At 69.4% G+C, this 23,637-nt stretch carries 21 protein-coding genes; 7 read left to right on the top strand and 14 right to left on the bottom strand.

From position 1 onward, the window contains the following. Window positions 1–40: 40 nt before the first annotated feature. The 3 genes from OV208_RS21060 to OV208_RS21050 all read right to left on the bottom strand — a co-directional run bounded on the left by OV208_RS21060 (window position 41) and on the right by OV208_RS21050 (window position 1,891). Window positions 41–409 (bottom strand): hypothetical protein, encoded by a 369-nt coding sequence (locus OV208_RS21060; protein WP_267575667.1) that lies wholly within the window; start codon window positions 407–409, stop codon window positions 41–43. Next, a complete protein-coding gene (locus OV208_RS21055) occupies window positions 406–1,278 on the bottom strand; it encodes a TIGR02587 family membrane protein (RefSeq protein WP_267575666.1) in 873 nt (290 codons plus the stop codon). Before OV208_RS21055 ends, OV208_RS21060 begins: the two co-directional genes overlap by 4 nt. Before the next feature lie 73 nt (window positions 1,279–1,351). Then, the gene (locus OV208_RS21050) at window positions 1,352–1,891 is read right to left on the bottom strand and encodes a Brp/Blh family beta-carotene 15,15'-dioxygenase (RefSeq protein WP_267575665.1); all 540 of its coding nucleotides are present in this window, start codon (window positions 1,889–1,891) and stop codon (window positions 1,352–1,354) included. 143 nt (window positions 1,892–2,034) lie between these two features. On the opposite strand from OV208_RS21050, the gene purU reads away from it, so the two are divergent. Then, window positions 2,035–2,898, top strand: coding sequence for a formyltetrahydrofolate deformylase (purU, locus tag OV208_RS21045; protein ID WP_267575664.1), 864 nt, complete (start codon window positions 2,035–2,037; stop codon window positions 2,896–2,898). Between the two features lie 13 nt (window positions 2,899–2,911). On the opposite strand, the gene OV208_RS21040 is transcribed toward purU, so the two are convergent. From OV208_RS21040 to OV208_RS21025, 4 genes are all read right to left on the bottom strand, one after another. Further along, window positions 2,912–4,108, bottom strand: coding sequence for a DUF7305 domain-containing protein (locus OV208_RS21040; RefSeq protein ID WP_267575663.1), 1,197 nt, complete (start codon window positions 4,106–4,108; stop codon window positions 2,912–2,914). 79 nt (window positions 4,109–4,187) lie between these two features. Then, complete coding sequence (locus tag OV208_RS21035; RefSeq protein ID WP_267575662.1) at window positions 4,188–5,000, bottom strand: tetratricopeptide repeat protein; 813 nt, start codon at window positions 4,998–5,000, stop codon at window positions 4,188–4,190. Beyond that, a complete protein-coding gene (locus tag OV208_RS21030; protein WP_324291399.1) occupies window positions 5,000–5,521 on the bottom strand; it encodes an RNA polymerase sigma factor in 522 nt (173 codons plus the stop codon). The genes OV208_RS21035 and OV208_RS21030 overlap by 1 nt, the downstream gene beginning before the upstream one ends. A 113-nt stretch (window positions 5,522–5,634) precedes the next feature. Further along, complete coding sequence (locus OV208_RS21025; protein ID WP_267575660.1) at window positions 5,635–6,717, bottom strand: hypothetical protein; 1,083 nt, start codon at window positions 6,715–6,717, stop codon at window positions 5,635–5,637. A gap of 330 nt (window positions 6,718–7,047) precedes the next feature. Here OV208_RS21025 and OV208_RS21020 point away from each other — a divergent pair, with 330 nt between their 5' ends. After that, entirely contained in the window at window positions 7,048–8,319 is a 1,272-nt protein-coding gene (locus OV208_RS21020) for an MFS transporter (protein ID WP_267575659.1), read from the top strand. A 28-nt stretch (window positions 8,320–8,347) separates the two neighbouring features. Here the strand turns inward: OV208_RS21020 and OV208_RS21015 are convergent, their stop codons facing one another. Continuing rightward, a complete protein-coding gene (locus tag OV208_RS21015; RefSeq protein ID WP_324291398.1) occupies window positions 8,348–9,400 on the bottom strand; it encodes a PQQ-binding-like beta-propeller repeat protein in 1,053 nt (350 codons plus the stop codon). A 101-nt stretch (window positions 9,401–9,501) separates the two neighbouring features. Here OV208_RS21015 and add point away from each other — a divergent pair, with 101 nt between their 5' ends. Continuing rightward, window positions 9,502–10,665, top strand: a complete 1,164-nt coding sequence (gene add / locus OV208_RS21010) for an adenosine deaminase (RefSeq protein ID WP_120543744.1) — start codon at window positions 9,502–9,504, stop codon at window positions 10,663–10,665. 148 nt (window positions 10,666–10,813) lie between these two features. Then, window positions 10,814–11,272, top strand: coding sequence for a hypothetical protein (locus OV208_RS21005; RefSeq protein WP_267575657.1), 459 nt, complete (start codon window positions 10,814–10,816; stop codon window positions 11,270–11,272). A 109-nt stretch (window positions 11,273–11,381) separates the two neighbouring features. Here the strand turns inward: OV208_RS21005 and glgC are convergent, their stop codons facing one another. Beyond that, a complete protein-coding gene (glgC, locus tag OV208_RS21000; RefSeq protein ID WP_120543745.1) occupies window positions 11,382–12,611 on the bottom strand; it encodes a glucose-1-phosphate adenylyltransferase in 1,230 nt (409 codons plus the stop codon). 219 nt (window positions 12,612–12,830) lie between these two features. Between glgC and OV208_RS20995 the strand changes: the two genes are divergently transcribed. Further along, entirely contained in the window at window positions 12,831–13,712 is an 882-nt protein-coding gene (locus OV208_RS20995) for a GGDEF domain-containing protein (RefSeq protein ID WP_267575656.1), read from the top strand. Between the two features lie 5 nt (window positions 13,713–13,717). Continuing rightward, window positions 13,718–13,891 carry a hypothetical protein gene (locus OV208_RS20990; RefSeq protein ID WP_267575655.1) on the top strand — a complete coding sequence of 58 codons (174 nt, stop codon included), beginning with the start codon at window positions 13,718–13,720 and terminating at the stop codon, window positions 13,889–13,891. Between the two features lie 50 nt (window positions 13,892–13,941). Here OV208_RS20990 and OV208_RS20985 read toward each other — a convergent pair whose 3' ends face one another. From OV208_RS20985 to OV208_RS20965, 5 genes are all read right to left on the bottom strand, one after another. Further along, complete coding sequence (locus tag OV208_RS20985) at window positions 13,942–14,970, bottom strand: NAD-dependent epimerase/dehydratase family protein (RefSeq protein WP_267575654.1); 1,029 nt, start codon at window positions 14,968–14,970, stop codon at window positions 13,942–13,944. Beyond that, window positions 14,967–19,373, bottom strand: coding sequence for an AMP-binding protein (locus OV208_RS20980; RefSeq protein ID WP_267575653.1), 4,407 nt, complete (start codon window positions 19,371–19,373; stop codon window positions 14,967–14,969). Before OV208_RS20980 ends, OV208_RS20985 begins: the two co-directional genes overlap by 4 nt. Window positions 19,374–19,390: 17 nt before the next feature. Further along, complete coding sequence (locus OV208_RS20975; protein ID WP_267575652.1) at window positions 19,391–21,001, bottom strand: lactate racemase domain-containing protein; 1,611 nt, start codon at window positions 20,999–21,001, stop codon at window positions 19,391–19,393. Between the two features lie 27 nt (window positions 21,002–21,028). Beyond that, window positions 21,029–21,694 (bottom strand): HAD family hydrolase, encoded by a 666-nt coding sequence (locus OV208_RS20970; protein WP_267576445.1) that lies wholly within the window; start codon window positions 21,692–21,694, stop codon window positions 21,029–21,031. A gap of 103 nt (window positions 21,695–21,797) precedes the next feature. Beyond that, complete coding sequence (locus OV208_RS20965) at window positions 21,798–22,796, bottom strand: NAD-dependent epimerase/dehydratase family protein (protein WP_267575651.1); 999 nt, start codon at window positions 22,794–22,796, stop codon at window positions 21,798–21,800. A 379-nt stretch (window positions 22,797–23,175) separates the two neighbouring features. Here OV208_RS20965 and OV208_RS20960 point away from each other — a divergent pair, with 379 nt between their 5' ends. Beyond that, on the top strand, window positions 23,176–23,514 hold the full coding sequence (locus OV208_RS20960) for an SWIB/MDM2 domain-containing protein (RefSeq protein WP_267575650.1): 339 nt from the start codon (window positions 23,176–23,178) through the stop codon (window positions 23,512–23,514). Window positions 23,515–23,637 lie beyond the last annotated feature (123 nt).

The following is a 23,637-nucleotide window of genomic DNA, read 5'->3' as shown; positions in this document are numbered from 1 at the left end:
ATGCGGGTGCCAGGATAGCAGTGCGGCCGAAGGTCGAGGCTCAGGGCGTCGCGAAACCCACGGCGCGCGCCTCCATGTCCGACGGCTGCTCACGGAAGGCCACCCAGCCCTCCCGCTGCGAATGACGGGGCACGTACGCCAGCACGAACTCGGCCTCCTCGGCGCCCTCGCCGCGCAGGGACACGCGCACGTGGACCTCCTCGGCCGCCATGTCGCCGTGGTTCTCCACGGTGACGGGCACGCGCCACCCGCTGGCGCCGCGCGCGGGCGTGCCCACCGTGACGGTCAGGTCCGGGGGCCCGCTCCCCATCGTCCAGGCATCCACCGCGAGGTAGCCCAGCACCAGCGCCACGAGCACGCAGCTGGACACGAAGACGACGCCTTCCAGCCGGTTCCAGGGGATCTTCATGATTGGATGAGCAGCCTTCCCGCGGACGCGCCCAGCGTCGACGCCAGCCCCAGCACCACCACCTGCGCCACGCACATGCCCAGGCCGTTGCCGGCGAACCGGCCGAAGAACCACAGCACCAGTGCGCTGCACAACAGCGCCAGCGCGTACGTGATGACCGTCCCCGCCAGCACGTCCCGGCCCAGGCGGCGGCGCGTGAAGCGGTGCGCCTTCGTGAAGTCACTCTGGAAGAGGATGAGCCCGCCCAGCAGCATCGACAGCACGGCGAGCCCCAGCAGTCGCCACGGTGGGGTCTCCACCGCGATCATCACAATCTCCTCCGTGGGCGCCACGTTGGCGGCGAACAGGATGGCCCCGCAGAACGCGATGACGAGCTGCGCGGGAACATGCTCCGCGGACTCCAGCCGCCGCTGGTCTTCCTCCGGATCCTCTTCCCGGTGTTGTCCGCCGAACTGCGCGGAGCCCACCGACACGCCGATGGCCACCGTGCCCGCCTCCACCACCACCATCCCCACGGCTTCCTGCAACGACGTGCCCCGGGTGATGCGGCCGATGAGCACGAGCACCGCCGTGGACACGATGAGCCCCAGGCCCAGCTCCTCCAGCGAGTCGGTGAAGACGTCGAACCAGCACACGTCCCGGCGGAAGCCCCCGAAGCGGTTGTAGCCCAGCAGCAGCACGTAGGTGCCCAGCAGGTAGCCCAGCACGCTCAAGGGATGGGAGGTGAAGCCCGCCCACCACACCTCCATCGTGTAGAGCAGCGGCAGGCTGAAGAGCAGCCCGCCCGCGATGCCCCGGCCGTACTCGCGCAGGGACTCCGGCACCGGACGACGGCGGCGGGGCGCGTTGGCGGGGAGGGCATCAGCCATGACCTGCTGGAATGTAGGGTCGCTTTGTCGGGAGGGAAGTCTCCAGGAAGGCAAACGCGCGCGGGATGCCGGTCTACGCCAGCCGGCGATGCAGCCCGTGCATGACGCGCAGGTGCGGCAGCGTGATGACGGCCAGGAAGATGAACAGCAGGGGCAGCGGATCCGTCCGCTGTCCCGTGACGCGCCATGCCGCGGCCATCAGTGGCAGTGCCCCCAGCGCCAGCGCCGTGAAGGGCAGGGCCTTCGCCCAGAGCCGGAGGAGCGACGGCGGCGCGTCATTCCGTTCGCTCAAGTAGCGGTGGATGGCCCGGAACGAATGCCACGCATGCCAGCCGCTGAAGTAGAGCGAGCAGGCCAGCAGGAGCGGCAGGAAGCACCCCAGCAGCAACACCCCGGCCCAGCCCAGCCGGGACTTCGCGAACAGGTGTCGCAGGGGATGGGGCTCGCGGCTCCAGAAACACCAGGAGCGCGACAGCGTCTCCTCGGGCACGAGCAGCAACACGCCCAGGGTCTGGCCACCCGGCTGCCGCGACAACGCGTGCAGGAGCTGGAAGCTGGCGCAGCCTCCCCCCACGATGGCGATGTCGTAGCAAGGGGGCGTCGGTTCGGGCATGGGGGTGCCATCCAGTCAACGGGGCGGGGGGCCTGGGACTGAGATGGGCCGCGCGCGAGCGTCGAACAAGCCACGGTGCCCTTGCGTCCAGGTCGTGGCACTGGCCCGGCGAGGGCAGGGGGCCGCTATAGTCGGCGCCGCCCATGACCGAGCGTCCCTCCCAATACATCCTCACGCTGTCGTGTCCGGATCAGCGCGGCATCGTCCACGCCGTCTCCGGATGGCTCGCCGAGCACGGCTGCAACATCCTCGACAGCGCGCAGTACGGAGATCCGCAGACGCGGCTGTTCTTCATGCGCGTGCACTTCGCGGACGAGGCGTCCAAGACGGAGCCCGCGTCCCTGCGCGAAGCGTTCGCGCTGCTCGCGCCGCGCTTCTCCATGGACTGGCACCTGCACGACGCGTCTGTGAAGCCGCGAGTGCTGTTGCTCGTCTCGAAGATTGGCCACTGCCTGAACGACCTGCTGTATCGCTACCGCAGCGGCATCCTGCCGGTGGAGATTCCCGCCATCGTGTCGAACCACCGGGACTTCTACCAACTGGCGGCGTCCCACGACATCCCGTTCCACCACCTGCCGGTGACGCCGGAGAACAAGGCGCAGCAGGAGGCGCGGCTGTTGGAGCTGGTGCGCGAGCAGCGCGTGGACCTGGTGGTGCTCGCCCGCTACATGCAGATCCTCTCCGCGCAGACGTGTGATGCGCTGCGCGGACGGCTCATCAACATCCACCACTCGTTCCTGCCCAGCTTCAAGGGCGCGCGGCCCTACCAGCAGGCGTATGACCGGGGCGTGAAGCTGATTGGCGCGACGGCCCACTTCGTCACGGGGGACCTGGACGAAGGCCCCATCATCGAACAGGACGTGGAGCGCGCGGACCACACCCTGTCGCCCGAGGCCCTGACGGCGATGGGCCGCGACGTGGAGAGCGTGGTGCTGGGCCGCGCGGTGACGTGGTTCGTGCAGCACCGCATCCTGCTCAACGGCCACAAGACCGTCGTCTTCCGCTGAAATCCCGGCGCCGCTATCCGGCGGGGCAGGCCGCGCCCGCTTCGAGCACGTCGGCGTCGTGGTGCACCTGCACGGCGCCGGAGGCCTCCAGGTGGCGCACGAACAGGGCGCCGAACACCTCCGCGTTGCCGCTCAGGTTGAGCTGGGCCTGGGGCGCGTAGAGGTTGCCCGCGAGCGCGCTGCCGGCGGAGATGTCCAGCGCGTCGGTGCCGGCCACGTACACGCGCACGCGCGAGGGCAGGGTGGTGGAGCCCAGCGTGAGCTGGCCGGACACGACGAAGCCTCCGGCCACGAACAGGTCCAGCTCTCCCGGAGGCTGCACGTCCACGGTGAGGGCTTCGACCAGGTTCACGCCGCCGGGGATGAACACCGCGGTGCGGCCCCGGATGCGCAGCGTCGCGTGGCCCGTGCCCGCCACGCGCGTGAGCAGGAAGCGGCCACAGGGCAGCGCCAGCTCAGCGTCGCCCGTGACGTTCTCCAGCGACGCCGGGTCCAAGCCGATGGCCGCGTTGTCATTGTCCCGCGCGTGGTGGGCGATGAGCGTGGCCGGCTCGAAGCGGGACGCGGCGTCACAGGCGCAGGGGACGACAGGGGCCACGGGTTCACGGCGCAGCTCGGCCGCCTGGGCCGGGCCGGGCGTGAAGCCAGCGGGCACCGTGAGCACGCCGCCCACCGTCAGCGACGCGAGCGCCACGTCGCCGTTCACCCGTGCATCGCCCGACACGGTGGCGGACGCGCCGGGGCCCGTGAGGGGACCGCTGCTGTCCAGGCCGCCGCCCACGAAGAGCGGGCCGCTGAGCTGGAGTCCGGACGCGCCGCCCACCTGGAGCGCGCCGCCCACCTGGACGCGGTCGTTCGCGGACAGGCCTCCATTCACGCCCACGTCGCCGCCCAGGCCTCCGGGTGCGTACGGGCCCGCGCTGCTCCGGAACGCATCCGCGATGAAGGGGGCGCTCAGCGACAGGCCTTCGCAAGAACACGCCGCGCGGCGGAACAGGGCTTCCGCCAGCTGGCCACTGCACAGCAGGGGACCGGCGGCGGGGTCGCCCAGCAGGAGGGGAGGTCCGCTGTTGGCGCAGTGCTCGGCCCACGCATCCGGGATGGGACCCCCCGCGTCGGGCGTGCGCAGCGTGGCCACCGGATCATTCACGGGGCACGCGGAGGCCAGGAGCGCGGTGCCCAGGACGAATGCCGCGACACGGGGCTTCATTGACAGGGTCTCCTGCGCGGCATTCCCGGCCGCGCTGTTCCACCGCGCGACGTCGGAGGCCGCACGGCCGAAGGGGGCGTCATGGCTGGGTTAGCGCTCGCAGGCGACCGCGCGAAGCCGCGCTCAGGGGCGAGTCAGGGTGAAGCGCGATGAACGCCGTCAGCACCCGGGCCTCCGCCGCCGTGTCGCCCAGCGCGCGGTAGGCCTCCGCCTCGCCATGTCGGGCCTCCGGATCCAGCATGCCGCCGGGCTGGAAGCGCTGGGCGTCCTGGAATTGTCGCAGCGCTCCCCGTGCGTCGCCCAGGTGCTCCAGCCTCAGCGACCCCGAAGCGACGCGCGCCACATACGCCGCCAGCGACGAGGGCTGCGCGCGGATGACGCGCAGGTACAGCGCTTCGGCTTCCTTCCACTTGCCTTCCGAACGCAGCGCATTCGCCTGCCGCAGCAGGTCCTCCGGCCGCGCGGCCTCCCGGGGGGCCACGGCGGTCGGACGGGAGGGGCGGGGGTGCTCGATGACGAAGGGCTCGGGCGGGGCCGCGGGTTCGGGCAGGGGCACCGGCTCCAGCGTGGCCAGTCGGGTGGGTTCGGGCACGCCGGGCGTCAGCACGTGCGGCGGGGAAGGCTCCGGGCGCGACAGGCGCCACACGGCGGCGGCCGCGGCCCCGGTGAAGACGAGCGCCGCGCCCGCCATCAACCATACGGGGGGCCGCTTGCGCCGTTTGGGGAGCGGGGGCGCGGTGGGTTGGAACGCCACGTCCAGCGCCGCCGCCACGAGCGCGCTCGAACGCTGGCGGGACAGCCGACGCGCCGGCCCCGAGTCGTCGTCGAGCGGCCGCAGGAGGTCCTCCAGCGGCTCCTCGTCGCCCTCTCCTGGCGGAAAGGAGGAAGCCATCACGCTTCCCCTTCCGGCCCGTCACCTTCGGCGGCCAGCGCGCGCAGGGCGGTGCGTCCCAGCCGCAGTCGGCTGCGCACGGTTTCGAAAGGGATGCCCAGTTCCGTGGAGATCTCCTGCACGCTCAATTCCAGCACGTGATGCAACACCAGCGCATGCCGCTGCTCCGTCGAAAGCCTGTCCAGCAGCGTCACCATGTGACGACGGTGCACGTATTCATCCGCCAGGGCTTCATCGGATGGCACCGCCAGCAACTCCACTGGATCTCCACTGTAACGTGCGTCGTGCCCACGTGAACGCTTGAGCCACGCGAACGTGGTGCGCACCACCACGCGGTCCACCCAGCCGTGGAAACGCCCGTCACCGCGATAGGTGGGCAGCCCCCGCACCAGCGCGATGAGGGACTCCTGCGCGATGTCCTCCACGTCCGAGTCCCCCCGCACCAGGTAGCGCACCAGGTTGCGCACCCGGGGCAACAGCTCCAGGAGCAGGGACTCGATGGCGGCGCGCTGACCCCGCATGGCCGCCGCCAGTCGGGCGTCTTCCGGCGCGCGGGGAGCGACGGTCGCATGTGAGCCCGAACTCCTCATGTCCGATACAGAGGAGGCACGCGGCGGAATCGGGTCATCGGTGCTCACGGAAAAATCACCATTCCCACTCCCAGTCGGGGGCGCACGGACCAGCCGTCCTCCCGGAACACGAATGCACCGTCCCGCGCGTAGCCCAGCCGGGGCCGCCCCAGGAGCAGCTCCCCGGACAGCGCCGCCTCCAGCGCCAGCGCCGGGCCCACCCGCCACCACGCCCGCACCGCCGGCCCCACCACGAAGGCCGCGAGCAGGCGCGACGGCGCTGGCTCCACGTCGCTGCCCAGCGCCTCCGTGCGCCGCCAGAAGCCCGCGACGCCCGCGCCCAGCCCCACCGAAGCCTCCAGCGCGCCCGCCTTCCCGAAGGGCACGTCCGCCCACACCAGCGCCGACCCCTGTCCCAACCGCACGTCGGTGTACGCATCGCGCAGGTGGACCGGGAGCGCCGCCAGCACCTGCGCCCGAAGCCGCAACGCGCGCCCCGCCCACCCCGCGCCCAGTGACAGCCCCTGCTGTCCCCCCGGGTGGTAGCCGTCCAGCGCCGCGTGCAGCCCCACCTGCAAGAAGCCCCCGTCCACGGGAGCGCTCGCCACCGGCACGGGCTCTGGTGGCGGAGGAGGAAGCTCCGCGGTCGCCGCCACGGGCGCAGGCGGCGGGGGCGCGACGATTTCGCCCAGGGGTTCCCCTGCGTCCACCGCGCGAAGCGCCGAACGCACCGCCAGCGCCAGCGCCTCCGCCCCGACCGACCACGTCAGCGTTTCGGGTGTGCCCTCCACGTGCGCGGTCCGCACGAACAGGTGCCCCGTCCGGGGCGCCGCCACGGACACGCGCACCTCCGCCCCGTCGCGCACGAACCAGAGCACCGCGCGAGCGTCCTGGCGCAAGGCCACCCGCTCCGCCTCGCGCCACGCCCTGTCAGGACTCGCCTCCAGCGGAGGACCTTCCTCCGCGCTCAGCACCACGGGCAGGTCGCTGCTCTGTCCCCGCACCCGCTCCAGGAGTGCGCGGTCTTCGGAGGACCCCACGCGCGCGACGGCCCGCCACGCCTCGGCCGCCCACGCGGGGCTCCCCAGGGCCAGCAACACCGCCAGCCCCACCACGCGCTGCCACACCCCGACCGCCCACTGGGACATGCAGTAAAACCTACCTTCCAGGGAATCCGTACGGAAGCACCTCCTCGTGCGGATTGTCGTGCACCCCCCGGCGGGGAGGCCGGGAAGGCCAGGGCCACCATCGCCTGGTCTCCTGGACCTGGAGGGGGTCCCATCGTTCCCGGAGTGGGGGAGGGCAGCCCCGCGGGCGATGGATGTCTGTGTTTGGCGGAGGCTCCAGGAAGAGTCCGGGCTCCCCGCTGCACCTGATGCTGCGCCTTCGCGGAGGGCGTGGCGCGCCTCGCCTGGAGGCATGCGGCGGTTTCACCGGAGGCTTGCTCCGCGCCCGGTGAACGCCCTTAATCCCACGCCATGACACGGCTGAAGGATTTGCGCTCGGTCCTGAACCTCACCGTCCTCGTGGCGGGGCTCGGGTACTTCGTCGACCTCTTCGACATCACGTTGTTCGGCGTGGTGCGCGTCGCCTCGCTGAAGGACCTGGGGCTCACCGACCCGGCGGACATCCTCCAGAAGGGGCTCTTCATCTACAACGCGCAGATGGCGGGGATGATGGTGGGCGGCCTCTTCTGGGGAATGCTCGGGGACAAGAAGGGCCGGCTGTCAGTGATGTTCGGCTCCATCCTCCTGTACTCGGTGGCGAACCTGGCCAACGCGTTCGCCTGGGACGTGACGAGCTACGCCGTCTGCCGCTTCTTCGGGGGCCTGGGGCTCGCGGGCGAACTGGGCGCGGCCATCACCCTGGTCGCGGAGTCCCTGCCCAAGGAGAAGCGCGGCCTGGGCACCACCGTGGTCGCGACGCTGGGCATGCTGGGCATCGTCGTGGCGGCGTTCGTCGCCCAGCACCTGCACTGGAAGACGGCCTACGTGACGGGCGGCGTGATGGGCCTCGCGTTGCTCTTCACCCGCTTCAAGGTGTCCGAGTCCGCCCTCTTCACCCACAAGGCCGGCCCCGCGAAGGCGAACCCGCTGCTGCTCCTGCAAGGGGGGCGCTTCATCAAGTACCTCTGCTGCATCGGGGTGGGCGTGCCCATCTACTTCACCACCGGCATCCTCTTCGTCTTCGCGCCGGAGCTGACGGCGGGCCTGAACGTCCAGGGCACGGTGACGGCGGGCAACGCCATCCTCTTCGGCAGCGTGGGCCTGACGCTGGGGGACCTCTTGTCCGGCCTGCTGAGCCAGTGGCTCCAGAGCCGCAAGCGCGCGGTGGGCTTCGGCCTGTGCGCGTGGTTCGCGCTGGTGCTGGTGTACGGCCTGGTGCCCGGGCTGACCCCCACGCTCATCTACTTCCTGAGCTTCCTCATCGGCCTGTGCGTGGGCTACTGGGCGGTGCTGGTGACGATGGCCGCGGAGCAGTTCGGCACCAACATCCGCGCCACCGTGGCGACGACGGTGCCCAACTTCGTCCGCGGCTCCGCGGTGCTCGCGGCCAGTGGCTTCGGGTTCCTCAAGGGCCACCTCACGGTGGGCCATGCGGCGCTCACCGTGGGCGCCGTCTGCTTCGGCCTCGCGCTCTTGTCCCTGTCGCGGCTGACGGAGACATTCCACCGCGACCTGGACTTCGTGGAGTCGCCGGACGCGGCCCGCGCGGGCGCGGAGGACTCCCAGCCGGGGCCCGTGGGTTAGCGAACCGAAGCGCGCGCAGCGGAAGACATCAACTGGGCGGCGGCACGCGCAGCCGCCACGCGAGCACGCGGCCATCCAGTCCCAGCACGAACACCAGCGGACCGCGCACCACGGGCCGGGTGCGCAGCGACGTGTCCGCCCTCACCGTGAACGCGGGCGTCCAGCCCGGGGCCCTGAGCGCCACGAGCTGTCCTTCGCGCCCGGACGTGGGCACCAGCAGCAGGTCCTCCAGCCCCACCTGCACCCGCCCCAGCAGCGGAGACGGCAGCACCACCCGCGCCACCTCACGCCCCTCGGAGGTGGACAGCCCCACCAGCGACGACGGCCCGGCGCCCAGCCACAGCGCGCCCAGGGCCCGCGCGGGAGGTCCCGTCACCCCGTCCGCCAGCCGCTGCTCCCAGCGCGTGCTCCCATCCTTCACCGACAGGGCCAGCACCCGCCCGGCCCGCGTGGCGACGAAGATGGTGTCCCGCTCCGAATCCAGGCCCACCACGTCTGTCACCGGCAGGGACCAGCGCGGCGCCCCCGTCTCCGGCTCCAACGCCCACAGCCCCGACGTCCCGAGCGCCACCACCAGCACACCCTCCACCAGCACCGGCGCGGGAGGCGCCCCGCCCTCCAGTGGGGCTCCCGGCACCGGACCGGGAGCGGCGGACCCCGGGGGCTTCGGCGCCGGCCGCTTCCAGCGCACCTGCCCGGAGTCCGTCGCCAGGGCGCGCACCGCGCCGTCCGGCGCCACCAGGAACACCGAGTGGTGCGCCTCATCCACCACGGGCGGTGTCAGCAAGGGGGGCTCCCCGCCCAGGCGCCAGCGCTCCTTGCCGTCCTCCAGCGCCAGACAGACGACGTCGCCCACCACGGTTCCGGCGATGACCGCGCTTCCCGCTTCCACGGGCGCCACCGCCACCTCGCGGCCCAGGGACACGCGCCACACGGGGCGGCCGTCCCGGTCCAGGCGCAGCACCGCGCCTGCCTCGTTGCCCAGGAGGACGCCGTCCGCCACCGCCGTGAGCCCCGTCCGGGACGACGCGTCACTGGAAAACTGGAACGCGGTGTCCACTGGCGCGCGCTGGCAGGCCATGACGGCCAGCGTCAACGTCAGGCAGGGCAACCAGGGCAGGCGTGGACAGGCGCGGGACGACATGGTTTGGGGGAGGATGACGCAAGCAAGGAACTTCGACCATGCCCTCGATTCGTGAAGACGAAACCCCCAATGCCACCGGCATCCCGTCGTCCGCCCGGCGCTCGGACATCATCCCGCCCCCGACGCTCGCGGTGACGGAGGAGCTGCTCCACGCGCTCCCCAAGACGGACCTGCATTGCCACCTGGATGGGTCCATGCGGCTCAAGACCATCCTGGAGCTGGCCGAACAGCAGAAGGTGAAGCTGCTCGCGGACACCGAGGACGGCCTCGCGAAGGCCATCCACATGGGCCAGGTGTGCAAGAGCCTGGAGGAGTACCTGGTCGCGTTCGACGTGACGCTCTCCGTCCTCCAGACGGCCGAGTCCCTCTACCGCGCCGCCTATGAGCTCGCCGTGGACGCCGCCGCGGAGAACGTGCGCTGGCTGGAGGTGCGCTACTCGCCCGCGCTGCACCTGCAGAAGGGCCTGAAGATGACCACGGTCATCGACTCCGTGCTGGAGGGCCTGCGCGCCGCCAAGCGTGAGACGGGCATCAAGTGCGCCGTCATCGTCTGCGGCATCCGCCACATCAACCCGCAGACGTCCATGCGGCTGGCGGAGCTGTCCGTCGCGTACAAGAACCGCGGCGTCGTCGGCTTCGACCTGGCGGGCGCGGAGGCCAGCTTCCCGGCCAAGGACCACCTGGACGCCTTCCGCCTCATCCTCAAGAACAACGTCAACTGCACCGCCCACGCGGGCGAGGCCTACGGCCCCGAGTCCGTCTCCCAGGCCATCCACTCCCTGGGCGCGCACCGCATCGGCCACGGCACCCGGCTGCGCGAGGACGGCGACCTGCTCAACTACGTCAACGACCACCGCATCCCCATGGAGGTCTGCCCGTCCTCCAACGTCCAGACGGGCGCGGTGCAGTCGCTGGAGTCCCACCCGCTCAAGTTCTATTTCGACTACGGCCTGCGGGTGACCATCAACACCGACAACCGCCTCATCACCGACACCACGGTGACCAAGGAACTCTGGCTCGCCCACCGCGAGCTGGGCCTGTCGCTGGAGGACCTCACCACCATCATCGTCTCCGGCTTCAAGAGCGCCTTCCTGCCGTTCCGGGAGAAGCAGGACATGCTCCGGCAGGTGAACCAGGAGATCGCCACCACCCTGGCCGCCTTCGAGAAGCGCCCCGTCCAGGCGCTGCGTCAGCCGGCCTGAGCGCGGTCCCCACGCGCCGCCCGGCCTTGAAGGCTTCGGGCGGCGCATGGTCGTTTGTCCTGGCGCGCGGTGCCCGGGCCCGGGTGGAATGCCCCCCGCATGGCGCGGGCACTTCCGCCGTCGCGCGTGCCACGCCTCGCGTGGAGGGATGATGGAAGACACCTACGGCACACCCCCGACGCCGGAACCCGGCCCTTCGCGCGCGAAGGCGGCCCAGGACCTGGCCGTCCCCTCCATCCTGATGCTGGTGATGGCCGGGCTCACGCTCCTGTACTCGCTGGTGAGCATGGCGAGCCCCGCGAATCCGGAGCAGCTGGCGACCTTCTTCGACAATCCGGACATCCCGCAGCAGTGGAAGGACATGCTGCTGTGGGTGACGTCGCCGCTGGGCCGCATCCTGCTCACGGTGCCCGGGCTGGTGCTCAACGGCGTGGTGGCCTTCGGCGCCTGGAAGATGAAGAACCTGCAGAGCTACGGCTGGTCCATGGCCGCCGCCATCATCTGTTGCATCCCGTGCTGCGGCCCGTGCTCCTGTCTGTCGCTCATCCCGGGCATCTGGTCGCTCATCGTGCTCAACCGCCCGGACGTGAAGGCGGCCTTCGTCTAGCCCTGGAGTCCCCACCGCTTCGGATGCACATCGGGCGCCCCGGAATCACTTCCGGGACGCCCGTCGCGCGTCGTGGACTGGCTTCGTGGCCTGGGGCCCGTCTTGAAGCTCAGGTGACCTTCATCCCCTTGGGGATGACGACGACGCCACCGGAGGTGACGTGGAAGCGGCGCTTGTCCTCGGCCGGGTCGTAGCCAATGGTCATCCCGGGAGGAATCTCCACGTTTTTGTCGATGATGGCCCGCCGGATGCGGCTGCGGCGGCCGATGGTGACGTTCTCGAAGAGGATGGAGTCCTCCACCTCCGAATACGAATTCACCCGCACCTTGGGCGACAGCACGGAGCGGTGCACGCTGCCGCCGGAGATGATGCAGCCCTCCGCCACCAGCGAGTCCGTCGCCTTGCCCACGCGCTTGTTGTCCGCGTCCGCGAAGACGAACTTCGCCGGCGGATAGTTGTTGGGCTGCGTGTGGATGGGCCAGCGGTCGTTGTAGAGGTTGAAGATGGGGTCCACCTCCACCAGGTCCATGTTGGACTGGTAGTACACGTCGATGTTCCCCACGTCGCGCCAGTAGCCGCGCTCCTTGTCCTCCTGGCCGGACAGCGTGTTCTGGGCGAAGTCGTACACGTACACGGGCTCGTGCTTGTACAGCTCGCTGATGATGGACTTGCCGAAGTCGTGCGCGCTCTTCTCGTCCGCGGCGTCCCGCACCACCTCCTTCACCAGCGTGTCGGTGCTGAAGAGGTAGTTGCCCATGGACGCCAGGCACATCTTCGGGTTGCCCGGCATGGGCGGCGGGTCCTTGGGCTTCTCCAGGAACTGGAGCATCCGCCCGTCCGGCCCCACGTCGATGATGCCGAACTCGCGCCCCTGTTCGATGGGGACGGGGATGGCCGCCACGGTGCACGCGGCCTTCCGCTCGATGTGGAAGTCCAGCATCTTGCGGACGTCCATCCGGTACACGTGGTCCGCGCCGAACACGAAGATGTGGTCCGGCTCCTCGTCCGTGATGATGTTGAGGTTCTGGTAGATGGCGTCCGCGCTGCCCTTGTACCAGTCCACGCCGGTGCGCATCTGCGCGGGCACCGCCTCCACGTAGTGGCCCAGGAACGCCGTCATGCGCCACGCGCGCGACAGGTGGTTGTTGAGCGAATCGCTCTTGTACTGCGTCAGCACCTTCATCCGGTACACGCCGGAGTTGGCGAAGTTGGACAGGACGAAGTCGATGATGCGGTAGCGCCCGCCGAACGGGACCGCGGGCTTCGCCCGCTCACGCGTCAGCGGCTCCAGGCGCGTGCCCGCGCCTCCCGCAAGGATCATGGCCAGCAGCTTTGACATAGGTACCGGCCACGTTAGCCCCAGCCCGCCCGCCCACAATGCCCGTGCGAGCGCCTCTTCGCATTCCGTTGAATGCCCAACCGCCCGCCCTGGATGGAGCCGGACCCAGGTCCCATTCTCCTCCCGGTTTCAGAGGATGTAGGAGGAGGAGCGCAACCCGGTGGGTCCCCCCGCCTTGCGTGGCTTCCCTGGACCCGGCGTGCTAGCGTGAGCGGTGCGATGTCTGGCGACCAAACCCGAGTCACCAAGATCTCCAGCCTCACCCCAGGACCCGAGCGCGGCACGGAGTGCTGCCTCGTGCAGATCCACGGACCGGAGCTGGGCAAGAAGTACGTGCTGGAAGAGACCGAATTCACCATCGGTCGCGACCAGCACAACCACATCGTGGTGGACCTGGACAACGTGTCCCGCCGCCACGCTCGCATCTGGGGTCGCCAGGGGAAGATGTTCGTGGAGGACCTCCAGTCCACCAACGGCACCTACCTGAACGACAAGGAGGTGATTCAGGCCCAGCCCCTGCGCAGCGGGGACTTGGTGAAGGTGGGCGGCTCCATCTTCAAGTTCCTCGACGGCGACAACATCGAGACCCAGTACCACGAGACCATCTACACGCTGACCATCGCGGACGGTCTGACCGGCATCAACAACAAGCGCTACTTCCTGGAGTACCTGGAGCGGGAGATGGGCCGCTCGCACCGGTACCAGCGCTCAATGTCGATGTTCATGTTCGACATCGACCACTTCAAGCAGATCAACGACGTGCACGGCCACCTGGCTGGGGACTACGTCCTGCGAGAGCTGGCGCAGTCCATCAAACGGCTGGTGCGCCGCGAGCAGTGCTTCGCGCGCTACGGCGGCGAGGAGTTCGCCGTCGTGATGCCGGAGGACGGGCCGGACAAGGCGCGCGTGTTCGCGGAGAAGATCCGCAAGCTGGTGGAGGACAAGGTCTTCACCTTCGAGGACAAGGTCATCCCCGTCACCATCTCGCTGGGCGTGGCGGAAGTGGCTTCGGAGATGTCGGAGCCCACCCAGTTCATCAAGGTGGCGGACATGAACCTCTACAAGGCCAAGAAGACGGGCCGCAACCGCGTGGTGGGCTGAAGCGCATGGCGTCCGAAGCGGGAGGCCCCTCCTTCCTGGCGCGGCTCCTCTTCGTGCTCCTTGGCATCGCCTTCTTCGGCGCCGCCTGGGTCTGGTACCGCAAGGACACCGACCCTCGCGCCGCCCGGCTGGTGGAGCAGGTGAGCGGAAAGCAGCACGGCGCGGCGTCCGCCCCGTAAGGGGAGACACCGCGCCGCTTCACTTCCGAGCTTCGGAACCTCAGGACAGCTCAGGTGCCTTCGCGCGTCTCGGCCAGCCGGCCGCGGGTGCCGGGCAGGCTGTCCGGAGGCATCTTCCCGTAGACGTACTGCACGGTGTCCAGCAGCGTCTCGTGGACGTCGCGGGCCTTGAAGCCCAGCTCGCGCTCGGCCTTGGCGGGCTCCAGGTAGAACCAGTGCTCGCCAATCTCGACCTCCTGCGGGTCGAGCTTCGCCACGGTGCCGCGCACCTTGGCCCACTGCTCCAGCAGCTTGCCGCCCCAGATGTTGAGCTCGCGGGGCAGCTTCATGCGCGGCGCGGGCACGCCGGTGAGGCGCTGGAGCCTGTCGAAGAAGTCCGCCAGGGACATGTTCACGCCCATCAGGTGGCGGCCGTAGACCTCGCCCCGGGTGAGCGCCTGCACGAAGGCGTCCGCCGCGTCGCGCGCGTCCACGAAGGAGATGCCGCCGCCGGGCATGGACGGAATCTCCCGGTTGAGGAACTTCACGACCGTCCAGGTAGACGAAAGCCTGTCATCCCCGGGGCCCATCAGCAGGCTGGGGTTCATGACGACGAGCGGGATGGCGTGCTTGCGGCAGTACTCCAGCGCCAGCTTCTCCTCGTAGATCTTGGACAGGTAGTAGGGCCAGTTCGCGACGGTGGTGATGGGGTAGTCGTCGTCCTCCGTGCCCACGCGCTCCTCCTTGGACACCGCGATGGTGCCGGAGGTGGAGCCCAGGATGACGCGCTTCACGCCCGCTTCGCGCACGTCGCGCAGGAACTCGCGCGTGCAGTCCACGTGCAGCTCGTACATCCGCCGCGCGTCCTTGTTCTGGAAGGAGACGAGTCCCGCCAGGTGGTAGACGGCGTCCACGCCCACGAGCGCGCGGCGCACCGCCTCCCGGTCCTTCAGGTCGCCCTGGAGGACTTCCGTCTTGTCGAATGCGGCGCCTGACGGCTTCGAGCGCGCGATGAGGCGCACGTCGTGGCCCGCGGCCGTAAGCCTGGGCACCAGGTGCGTGCCCAGGAACCCCGTGCCTCCAGTGACGAGCAGCTTCACGAGTCCTTCCCTCCCGTCAGGGTGCGGGCCGGCGGGGTGAAGACGCGGTCCGCGCCCACCTGCTCCAGGTCCAGCACCTTGCCCGCGCGCAGCGTGCGCACCGCTTCCTCCGCGATGTGCGTCACGTAGCGGTAACCCTCCGAGCGCGACATGCCCTGCGCCCGGGCCTTCAGCGACGCATGTTCCAGCGCCGGGCCCACGTGCACCTCCAGCTCCTTCGTCTTCGGGAACATGGAGCCCTTGGGCAGCGCCTCATAGGCGCCGTGGATGTAGAGCGGCAGCACGTCCACCCCGTAGGTGAGCGACAGGTAGCCCAGCGTCGGCTTGAACTCCATCAGCTCGCCCGTGGTGGAGCGCGTGCCCTCCGGGAAGATGAGGACGTTGAAGCCCTGGCGGAGCGCTTCCCCCGCCACGCGCAGCGATTCACGCAGCGAACCCTGCCGGTCAATGGGGATGAGGTGCGTGAAGTTCTCGAACCACGCGCGCTTGAGCGGCGTGTCGAAGAAGTAGTCGCGCGCGGCCAGCGACACCATGCGCTCGCCCTGCTCGCCCAGCACCACGCGCACCAGCCCCGCGTCCAGGTGGCTGGCGTGGTTGGCGATGACGAGGAAGTTGCGGTTCTGCGGGATGAACGTCTTGCCCGTCACCTTCACGTCGAAGACGCCGCCGTAGAGCACCTTCTGCCCGAAGGACAGGAGCTGCCGTCCCACCGCGGACACGGCCTCCGGAACGGGAATCTCCTGGGCCTCCGCGCGCTCGGTCTCCTTGAGGATGTCGCGCGCCCGCGTCTCCTGCGAAGGCCGGCGGCCGGACACCACCACCAGCTTGCGCAGGTCCTCCACCGTCTGCACCTGCGTGAGGTCCTCAATCGCGGGCAGGGGCACGCCCGCACCCTCCAACGCCACGGACATCTCCGTGAGCATCAGCGAGTCGAAGCCCAAATCGCCAATGAGCTGCGCGTCCGGACGCACGTCCGACACCGGGCGGTGGCACACCTCCGCGACCAGCGGGTAGAGCCAGTCCGCCACGCCGCCGGTGGGCGTCGCCTGCGCCTTCTCCTTCACGCGGCCCGCGCTGGCCGCCACGCGGTCCAACCGCTGCAGCTCCTCCACCACGCGCTTGCGCTTCACCTTGCGGGTGGACGTCTTGGGCAGCTCGCCGTCCCAGAAGCGCACCGTCTTCACGCGCCGGTAGAAGGGCATGCCCGCGCTCACCTTGCGGAAGTGCTCCTCCAGCTCATGGCGCACCTCCTCGCGAGGACGGTCCTTGAAGTCCGGCACGCAGAGGCAGGCCACCTTCTCGCCGCCGGAGTCGTCCGGCAGGCCGACGATGGACAGCTCCTTCACGTGCGGGTGCTCCTGGTACAGCTCCTCCAACTCGTCCGGGTAGACGTTCTTGCCGTTGGCGTCGACGATGACGTCCTTGGCGCGGCCCATCAGGTACAGCCGGCCCTCGTCGTCCATGCGGCCCAGGTCGCCCGTGTGCAGCCAGCCGTCCTTCACCACGGCCTCGGTGGCCTCGCGGTCTCCGAAGTAGCCGGCCATCACGTTGGGGCCCTTGGCCAGCACCTCGCCGATGCCGTCGTTGTCCGGCGTGAGGATGCGGAACTCGATGCCCGGCAGCGCCTTGCCCACCGAACCCCGGATGCGCTTGTTGGTGGCCTCCGACACCGCCAGCACCGGCGCGGCCTCCGTCAGGCCGTAGCCCTCGCGCATGGTGAAGCCCAGCTCGTGGAAGGCCTGGTGCACTTCGTCCGACAGCGCGGAACCACCCGACACCAACACCTTCACCCGGCCGCCGAACTTGCGGTGCACGGGCCAGAACAGCAGCTTGCCCAGGTTGAGCGAGCTGCGGTTTCTGAGCTCCCCGTTGGCCGCCATCAGCGCCTTGATCGCCTGCTCCACCACGGGCGGACGCGCGGCCATCTCCTGCGTGATTTTACGGTGCAGGAGCTGCCACAGCGCGGGCACGCCAATCATCGCGGTGACGCGGCCCGTCTCGAACACGTCGCCCAGCCGGTCCGACGTGAGCTCGTCGATGTACGTGATTTCCGCGCCGCGCGAGAACGGCGTGAGGAAGCCGGCGGAGAATTCGAACGTGTGGTGCAGCGGCAGGACGGACAGCACGCCGTCGCCCACGCCCACGTTGAATGCGCCCGCGAGCTTGGCGACGAGCGACGTGAAGTTGCGGTGCGTGAGCATCACGCCCTTGGGCGTGCCGGTGGTTCCGGAGGTGAAGATGACGCTGGCCACGTCGTCGGGGGCCGCGGTCTTCTTCACCGGCCCGATGCGGTCCGGGTACGCCGGGTCGCCCGTCATCGCCTCCGCGAGGCTCGCCACGCCCACGCCTTCACCCAGCGCGGTGAAGAGGCCGGGGAAGTCCTCCGCGGCCTGCTCGGAGATGAGGCACTGCTTGGCCTCCGCGCGCTTCGCGATGTTGACGACTTCCGCTTCGGTGAGGGCGGGGTCCACCGGCACGACGGTGGCGCCCGCGCGCAGGATGCCGAAGTAGCTGATGGCCCACTCCGGCCGGTTCTCCGACACCAGCAGCACGCGGTCGCCGCGCTGGATGCCCGCGGCCATGAGGTAGCTGCCCACGCGCGCGGCGTAGCGGTGCACCTCGCCGAAGGTGAAGCGCTCTTCCTTCTCTCCGGCGGCCATGCGGAAGGCCACCCGGTGACGCCACGCGTGCACGGTGGCCTCGAACATCTCCAACAGGTCGCGCGACGCGGGGATGACGGTGCGCTTCTCGAGCTCCTCGTCCAGGCCCGGGAACACCCACTTCTCCAGGCCGGGCATGTGCGTGCCCAGGAAGTACTCGCGCCAGTCGATGCGCTCCGGCGCCCAGTCAATCTTCGCGCGGTCCGCCGGCACCATGCGCTCGTAGACGGAGCGCGTGTTGTCGCAGCGGAAGACGTAGCGGTTCTCCCAGAGGAAGGGGAGGAACAGCTCGATGAGGCTGGAGAGGCTGCCCGCCTGCGACTCCACCTCGTCCAGCGCGGTGACGGCCTTGTCCACCATCGCCTGGATGCGCGGCGCGCCCCAAGCGGGCCGCACCTCGCCCAGCGTCTTGCGCAGGAGCTTCGCGCCCTTGAGCAGCATGGGCGCGCTGAGCAACTGGAACTCCTGCTTGCTCACCGGCTGCGGCTCGATGCGCGAGCGCAGCGAGTTCATCAGCGAGTTGCCCGTCTCACGGTTGCGGTAGAAGCGGCGGCGGTACAGGCCCACCAGCTCCACGGAGCGGCTGGCGAGGAACGGGTTCACGTCGCCGGAGGCCAGGTTGTAGACGCGGCGCTCCTCCACCTGCATCGCGTGCGCGGTGATGCCCAGCGTGGCGCCCGCCACCTGATCCACCGGGATGATGTCCAGGATGGCGTGGTCCCCTGCCGGGATGCCGCGCTGACCCTTGATGCCCGCGTACGCCAGCGGCGCGGACGTGGTGAAGCCCTCGTTCCAACCGGGGAACGGGAAGTGCGCCGCGCTCTCCACGATGGAGGGCCGCACGATGGAGTAGCGAAGGCCCGGCGTGCCGGCCATCACCTGTTCGCCCAGGTGCTTGGTGTACGTGTACGTGTTGGGCCAGCCCCAGTGCAGCGCGCGCTCCATGCCCGCGCGCACCAGCTCACCGGACAGCCACAGCTTGCGCTCACGGCCCACCGCCAGCCGCAGCGTCTTCTCATCCGTGGCGTCGCGGCCTTCTTCTTCCAGGCGGTCCAGCGCCTTCTTCCGGAAGAGGGAGGTGAGGGCCTTGTCGTCCGCCTGTTCGCGCAGGCGGGCCACGGTCTTCTCCGCGTCCACCAGCTCCTGCTCCAGGCTGAAGTCGCGCCCGTCCATCTCCTCCATCTTCGGGAAGTAGCCCGCCACCTGCTCGTCCTCGAAGACGAGCCCGCTGCGGTTGCCCGCGACGAAGGCGGTGGACATGTGGATGAGCGGCACCTTCCAGCGCAGCGCCAGCTCCACCGCGTTCTTCACGCCGTGGGTGTTGACGTTGAGGCCCACCTCCAGCGACGGGTTGAAGGACACGAGCCCCGCGCAGTTGACGATGGCGTGCACCTGCCCCGTCATCTTCGCGACGTCCGCCTCCTCCAGGCCCACCCAGGGGTCCGTGATGTCGCCGTCCAGCACGATGCACTTCTCGCGCAGGTACTGCATCGCGCCGTCGTCGCCCAGGCGGTCGCGCAGCGGCTGGAAGGGCTCGCTGGGCGCCACCTTGTCGAAGAAGCGGCGCTCCGCGGACGCGGCGCTGCCCTTGCGCACGATGACGTAGACCCGATCCAACACGTCGCCGTAGTGGAAGAGCAACATCGACAGCGTCACCTTGCCCACGAAGCCGGTGGTGCCGACGAAGACGATTCTCTTGCCGGTGAAGACCTCGGTGACGTTCAGCTCGGAGGGCGTGGCCATGTCCGTGTGCGACCCTTTCACTTCACGTCCACCATCACCGTGGGCGCGATGCGCAGCAGGCTGATGGACGCCGAGCGCCCCATGAAGCCGCGCGCTTCTTCAATCGCCTCGGAGAGGGTGTCGGTGCGATCCCAGCCGAGCAGCGCCGGGACGTGGTTGTTCTCCGCGCCCGCGACAATCACCTTGCCCACGTGCTGACGGCCGTTCTCGCCCCAGTACCACATGTAGAAGGGGTGGACGCCGTGGTAGGCGTTGCCCTTGCGGTACAGGTGCACGTAGCTGGGGTTCTCCGCGAACTCCTTCTCGTACTTGTGCTCCAGCTTCATGGAGTCGCGCGTCTCCGGCAGCAGCCGGTGGAAGAACTCGATGTAGCTGGGGTGCTGCACCGGGTCGAACTCGTCGTAGGCCGGGTGCAGGAGGATGAGCACGCCCCCCTTCTTCACCAGGGGCACGCCCCGGTTGAGGTTGTAGAAGTAGCCCAGGCCCATCACCTGCACGAGCAGGGGGTTGAGCACGGAGTTGACGCTGTAGGGGCTGACGAACGGGATGGGGAAGATGACGATGTCGCTCTGTCCCTCCACCGGCACCACGTACTGCTTCCAGCTCTGCTCCAGCGTCTTCTGGTGTGTGGGCTCCGTGGCCCCCGCGAACACGCCCGTCACGTCGTAGGGCGCGGGGATGGCGTTGAGCACCTTGCGCGCGGCGGCGCGGGGCAGCTTGGACAGCGTGAAGCGCAGGGCCTGGAACTTCAGCCGGTCCGCCTCCGTGTAGTCCTCTTCCTTCTTCGCGAGGAAGTCCGTGGGCGCGCCGAACATGCGGTTGTTGAGCGTGGTCTCGATGTGGAAGACCTTGAGGTTCTGGTCGATGACCGTCCCGATGCGCGTGTTCTTCGTGTACAGCGCGCTCGCCTTCGGCTCCATGTAGCTGTCGGAGTCGCGGATGGTCTTCGGGTTGTGGTGGTGCCGCAGCGACGCGTAGTTCGTCACGCCCGTGCCCATGGACTTGTGCCCGCCGTTCATGGGCACGAAGTTGATGTTCACGTAGACGATGAGGTCGCTCTCCGCGACGCGCCGGTTCACCGCCACCACTTCATTGTGGCTGGTGCGCTCCAGCTCCGTGATGCCGTCCGGGTCTTCCGCGTCGTGGTTGTAGTAACGGTCCGGGTAGTAGGCGTCGTAGATCTTCGCGCCCACCATCCGCTTCATCTCGCCTTCGGTCATCCGGCGGTGAAGCGCGTTGGCGATGACCAGGTGCACGTCGTCCACGCCGGAGTCCGCGCACAGCTCCAGCACCACCTCCAGGATGGACTGGCGCACGTCGGGCGTGACCATGGGCGGCAAGGGCACGCTGATGTCGTCGATGACGCAGGTCAGCCGCATGCCGGGGCGCAGGAGCGCGTGCAGCGGGTCCATGCCCTCCGGGTGGTTGATGGCCCAGCGGATGGCGGCCTTCACGTTGGGCACGCCCTCCAGCGGGGGGCGGGGGAAGATGACCCGGGTGCCCACGGGCAGGTCTTCCTGCATGAAGCCCTCACCGTAGAAGAGCGCCCGGGGCGGGCTGCCCTTCTCCGTGATGACCACCTGGCTTTCCTCGTCGTACAGCTTCTGGAGCGTCTTGAGCGGGCGCATGGGCTTGGGCCGGGGGGAAGGAGGGGGTTACTTCAAGTCCAGGATGGGCCAGTTGTACGCACGCGCGAGCGAGCGCAGCCGCGGGTCCGGGTTCACCGCGGTGGGCCGCCCGACGACGGCGAGCATGGCGTAGTCGGAGGCGCTGTCCGAATAGCCGTGGCACTGGTTGAGGGCCAGGCCCTCCTTCTCGCAGTAGGCACGGATGGCGTTGGCCTTGTTGGCGCCTTCGATGATGGGCGGAACCACCTTGCCCGTCGCCTTGCCACCCACGAACTGCATCTTGTTGGCGATGACGTCATCGCAGCCCAGGTGCCGGGCCAGCGGGCGCATGGTGAAGTCCAGGGCCCCGGTGACGAGCACGATGCGGCAGCCGGCACGACGCGCCTCGTCGATGAGGTCCTGGGTCTGCTCGTAGAGCGCGGGCTTGAGGACGTCCTCGAACATGTCCTCGGCGATGGTGACGAGCCGGTCCTCGCTGAGCCCCGAGTAATAGCGGTAGAAGAACTCGTTGAAGGCCTTGCGGTTGACGGCATCCAGGATGCCGAACACCGGCAGCCCCAGGGCGGTCCCCAGGGTGCGACCCACGATGCCCCGGAGCGAACCCCGGTTCATCGCGTAGTAGGCATAGACGTGGACGATGTTCGTCCGGACCAGCGTCCCGTCGACGTCGAAGAAGGCGGCTTTGGCGGGCACTTTGGGGGGCATGGGCGGTCGGGCTTCCTCCCATCCTGGGGGGGGTCCGGTCAACGACGCCGGAAGGGGCGGGGCAGGGGGACTGCCCTTTGGGCGCATGGGGCTATAACCAGCCCTGCGCGCGATACCATTCACCACTACGGGTGATCGACTCCGCCAGATTTCTTCGCGGCCGGAAGCCCAGCAGCCTTTCGGCCTTGGCCCCGGAGCACGTCCAGGCGGGCGCCAGGAGCTGCCGCGCCAGCTTCCGGTTCAGGGGCAGCTTCTTCCCGGTCAGCCGCGTCACCCCGTCCGCCGCCGTCGCCAGGGCCGTCAACACGGCCGGGGGCATGCGCACCGTCCTGGGGTGGTAGCCCAGGGCCTTCGCCCCCAGGTCCTGCATCTCCTCCAGGGTCAGCCGCTCCGGGCCCGCGCAGAAGAACGCCTCCCCCAGGGCCTCCGGCCGCTCGGCCAGGACGATGAGCAGGTCCACCACGTCCTCCACGTCCACCAGGGACAGGGGCCGGGGGCCTCCCACCAGCTCCAGGCGGATGCCCTGCTTCGCCAGCTTGAAGAAGGACAGGTTCTCCCGGTCGCCGGGCCCCAGGATGCGGGGGGGGCGGATCACCGTGACGGGCAGCCGGTCCTTGAAGGAGAAGGCAATCCGCTCCGCCTCCGCCTTGCTCTCGCCGTACCACTCATGGGGATGGAAGGCGTCCTCCTCCACATGGGGCCGCTCCGGGGTGGAGGGCCCGTGCGAGGCCAGCGACCCACACATCACCAGCCGGGGCTTCGGGGCAGGGCCGGGCAGGGCGGCCAGGGCCTCGCAGAGCAGCCGGGTGCCGCCCGCGTTGACGCGGATGAACTCGTCCCGCTGCGCGGCGCGGCGGATGCCCGCCAGGTGGAAGACGACGTCCACGCCCTTCACCGCCTCCTCCAGGGAGGCCCGGTCCGTCACGTCCCCCAGCACCCGCTTCCAGGGGTGGCCCTCCAGCGCCTTCTCCAGCTCCCGGGCGTCGGTGGAGGGGCGCAACAGGCATGAGACACGGTCGCCGCGAGCGACCAGCGCGCGTGCGAGCCAGGTCCCCAGGAAGCCGCCGGCACCGGTGATGAGGGCATTCATGGGTGCTGTTTCATCCGAAAAGCCACATCCCGTCCACCGTCGAAATGGGCCCCCGCCCCCAGAGGGAGCACGCTGTCGCGGGGCCGGGAAATCGCCTCCAGACGTGTTCACTGGCCCAATCCCAGAGGGAAAACGCCTTCCGGAGGCGGTTTCTAGGGCTCCGGATGCGTCGCGAGACTTCCGCTCCCGAGGGAAGAATGCGCTGCGGGGCCGAGTTCTAGCCTCCGAACACGTCGCTCCGGGCGTTCCCCGAGGGAAAAAGCGCGTGAAGAGCGCTGTTTTTCAAGCTTGACCGTGCTACTACGCGCCATCGGCTCTAGCTTGAAGATGCAAGCACGCCGTGCAACGTCCCCTTCGGAGGGGAGGAGACACAAGACGAATGGCCGCCAAGAAAGCCGCTGCGAAGAAGACCACTGCCGCTCCCGCCGCCAAGAAGACCACCGCGAAGAAGGCCGCCGATGGTGCGCGCAAGCCGAACGCGGCGTTCATGAAGGAAATGACGCCCTCTGCCGCGCTGGCGGAGATCGTCGGCCCCAAGCCGCTGCCCCGGACCGAGGTTGTGAAGAAGCTCTGGGCCTACATCAAGAAGAACAACCTCCAGGACGCGAAGAACAAGCGGCAGATCAACGCCGACGACAAGCTGAAGCCCATCTTCGGCGGCAAGAAGAACGTCACCATGTTCGAGATGACCTCGCTGGTGAACAAGCAGCTGAGCTGATTGGCATCCGGGCCGTCGGGGGCCATCGTTGGCCACCCGAAGGACCACTTGAGGGCTCGTCACGCATCGCGCGGGACGGGCCCTCTGCTTTTGGTGCCGCCCGAGCGTTGAAAAGGGGGCGGA

The sequence above is a fragment of the Corallococcus sp. bb12-1 genome, assembly GCF_026626765.1.
In the GTDB taxonomy this organism is placed as follows: Bacteria; Myxococcota; Myxococcia; order Myxococcales; family Myxococcaceae; genus Corallococcus; species Corallococcus terminator.
The sequence above is the reverse complement of the archived record's forward strand: the minus strand, read 5'-3'. Positions and strand labels throughout refer to the sequence as shown.